The 2,948-nt window shown below is 47.6% G+C and carries 4 protein-coding genes; 1 reads left to right on the top strand and 3 read right to left on the bottom strand.

The window, feature by feature from the left end; all coding sequences use genetic code 11:
* Positions 1-614: hypothetical protein (locus PHP87_RS11705; RefSeq protein WP_299921580.1), on the top strand; the 614-nt coding region annotated here is incomplete at its 5' end.
* 74 nt (positions 615-688) lie between these two features.
* Here PHP87_RS11705 and PHP87_RS11700 read toward each other — a convergent pair.
* The 3 genes from PHP87_RS11700 to PHP87_RS11690 all read right to left on the bottom strand — a co-directional run.
* Positions 689-1,615: a GDP-L-fucose synthase gene (locus PHP87_RS11700; protein ID WP_299921579.1), complete on the bottom strand. Its 927-nt coding sequence runs from the start codon at positions 1,613-1,615 to the stop codon at positions 689-691.
* Positions 1,616-1,630: 15 nt separating this feature from the next.
* Positions 1,631-2,617 (bottom strand): NAD(P)-dependent oxidoreductase, encoded by a 987-nt coding sequence (locus PHP87_RS11695; RefSeq protein WP_299921578.1) that lies wholly within the window; start codon positions 2,615-2,617, stop codon positions 1,631-1,633.
* A 19-nt stretch (positions 2,618-2,636) separates the two neighbouring features.
* On the bottom strand, positions 2,637-2,948 hold a 312-nt coding region (locus tag PHP87_RS11690; RefSeq protein ID WP_299921577.1), incomplete at its 5' end, for a UDP binding domain-containing protein.

Raw genomic sequence — 2,948 nt, 5'->3', positions numbered from 1 at the left:
AAGCCGCCGAACTTCAAGCCCAGGTCTTCTATGACGGAAGCCCGGCTAAAAGCGTTGAATTATACGAAGCACCGACCCTCAGTTCGTCCAAGCTCTATCTCTATTCTCTGGACCTAGAAAGTTTGTTTGGCCTGGATTGCCAGTGGAATGAAGATAAACACCAATGGAAAATCCGCTATGTGGATTACCGGATTAAAGAATTGGGCAACTACCAGGAGGGTAGTTCGTGCACAGTGAAAGCCAGGTATATAGAATTGCCGCCAGATTTTAATATGCCGCCCGAATTGTCAGTAAAAAATATCACCCTGATTTCCGAGGGCTCCTATAACGGCGGTCATGCCTTCGTTTCCGGCGATGGGCAGAATTATGCCGCAACCATATCATTGGCGATTCTCCGCGACAATGAAATACAGATATATCTGGGTAAGAAAAACCGGGTGCTCTTTTACAAGCAAATGACCCTGCGGGGGGATGCGCAAAGCCATCAACTGGAAAGGCAAAAACATATCGGTCCCTTTACCGAATATATTCTGCTGAAGCCGGAACAAGGATTTATGCAAATCAAGCAGAGCGCGAAGCATAGTTTCGCAATATATTCTCAACTTCTTGAATAGCTTGTTCAGCTTATTATCATTTTAACATATCGTTTTAAACACAGAACAACATAAGCGGATGCCCAGTTGCTATTTTAGTGATTTTCAAGGTACCAGTCATAGGTCAGCTTGAGTCCCTCCCAGAGTGAAACCTTACTATGCCATCCCAGGGACTTGATTCGGCTTGTATCCAGGAGTTTGCGCGGGGTTCCGTCCGGTTTTGAACTATCCCAGATTATGTCACCCTGATAGCCTACAATTGCTGCTACCATTGCCGCCAGTTCACTTATACTGTACTCCTCGCCGCTGCCTACATTGATGATATCTGCATCATCATAATGCTTCATCAAAAAAAGGCAAGCCTCAGCCAGATCATTCACATAGAGAAATTCTCGTCGGGGGGTCCCCGTTCCCCAAAGGCAAACCTGAGGGCTGCGGGAAGGCAAGGCCTGGTGAAATTTACTTATCATAGCTGCCAATACATGCCCGTTTTCCGGGTCAAAATTATCTCCCGGACCGTAAAGGTTATTGGGCATTATGGCAATGAAGTTACATCCATATTGCGCCCGGTAAGCCCGGCACATACCTATCCCCGCTATTTTGGCTATGGCATAGGCTTGATTGCTGGGTTCCAGCTCACCCTGGAGCAGGTTTTCTTCCTTGATAGGCTGGGGGGCAAATTTAGGGTAAATGCAGGAACTGCCTAGAAAAAGCAGCTTCTTTGTCCCATACTTGCGAGCCGCTTCAAGTACATTAGCCTGAATTAGAATATTGTCGTAGATAAATTCCCCCGGCCGCAAATAATTGGCCCACATTCCGCCCACTTTAGCTGCAGCTAAAAAAACATACTCCGGCTGGTAGCTACGGAAAAACTCCTCCACCGCTTTTTGCTGGCGCAAATCCAGTATATCAAAGCTTCGGGTAAGTACATTAGTATAACCCTCGGATTGCAGACAGCGCCCCAGAGCCGAGCCAACCAGGCCCTGATGCCCGGCCAAATAAATTCTGGCGTTTTTTCTCATTTTACTCCCACCCTGTCAGTATTTCGGGCTTCTTCCCTCTTGGATAGCCCGGGCATACCATTCTATGGTTGCCGCTAATCCCTGTTCAAAAGAAATCCTGGGCCTAAAACCCAACTTTTGCAGCTTGGAGATATCCGGGCAGCGCCTGGGTGTACTTCCGGGGGGCAGCGGACCGGCAATTATCCCCACTTCCCGGCCAAAATACTTGAACAGCTGCTTGGCAACTGCGGCTATGCTTATCTCCTGGGGATTGCCTATATGATATACATTCAAGTGCTGGCCGTCTCTAAGAACAGAACTTAAGGCATCAATAAAATCATCGATATAAATAAAGGCCCGGGTCTGGCTGCCATCTCCCTGTATGGGGAAAGGAACCGCTCCCTGCGGGTGTGATTTAATAGCCTCAACCGCCCGCAGGATAAACTGGGGCAGTACATGTTCCCAGCCCATATCCGGACCATAAACATTATGCGGCCGGAAAATCAATACCCGTTCAAAACCCTTACGGCCATAATTAATGGCCATTAATTCACAGGCGATTTTCCCTCCGCCATAAGAAAAGCGAGGATTAAACGGATCTGGTATGGATAAGGGTACCGATTCACTGGTGGGTATTTGCGCGGGACTTTGATAAACTTCCGAGCTGGAGGAGAGTATCAGTTCTCCAATACCCTGCACCCGACAAGCATCTATGACATTCAGCGCACCTCGTATGGCTACATCCAGTACTAGCTCTGGTTGACTGTAAAAGAATTCGGTACCGTTAATATAAGCCAGGTGAATTAGTGAATCCATTCCCCGAGCAGCAGCAATAAGCCGCTCCCGATCGCGAATGTCCCCTTCCACGATTTCAACTTCGCCGGCTACTTCCTGTAGCCTTTCTTGCCGCCCGCGGCTATTGTTGTCATAAATCTTTAGCTCATTACCCTCACTTAGCAGTCTCTTCACCAAAGCTGTTCCGATAAAACCGGTTCCTCCAGTAAGCAGGTACTTCCTGGCCATTTCTTCACTCCCTCGCTGATTATTCTGAAACTACCCAGGACCCCTCTTCCGGTAAAACGGCCCGGGAGTGACTGCCCAAAGCCATATACCCAATACCGGACGGCAAATGAAGCTCTTTGGCCACAAAATTATTCCAAAAATCATAGATTAAAGCAGGACGAGCCAGAAGTTCACTTAAATCCTCTATCTGCATAGAAGCAAACAATGAGTGGTTATTTAAGATAAGAATTAAATTTGCTCCTCTTATAGCATCTTCCAGGCTAAGGCAAGGAATTAAGCCAAAAGCCTCTATCTCCTCAGCCCTGACTACCGGATCAAATCCCCGAAAATG

Origin of the sequence: Syntrophomonas sp. (genome assembly GCF_028707975.1) — a bacterium.
Taxonomy (GTDB): Bacteria; Bacillota; Syntrophomonadia; order Syntrophomonadales; family Syntrophomonadaceae; genus Syntrophomonas.
The sequence above is the reverse complement of the archived record's forward strand: the minus strand, read 5'-3'. Positions and strand labels throughout refer to the sequence as shown.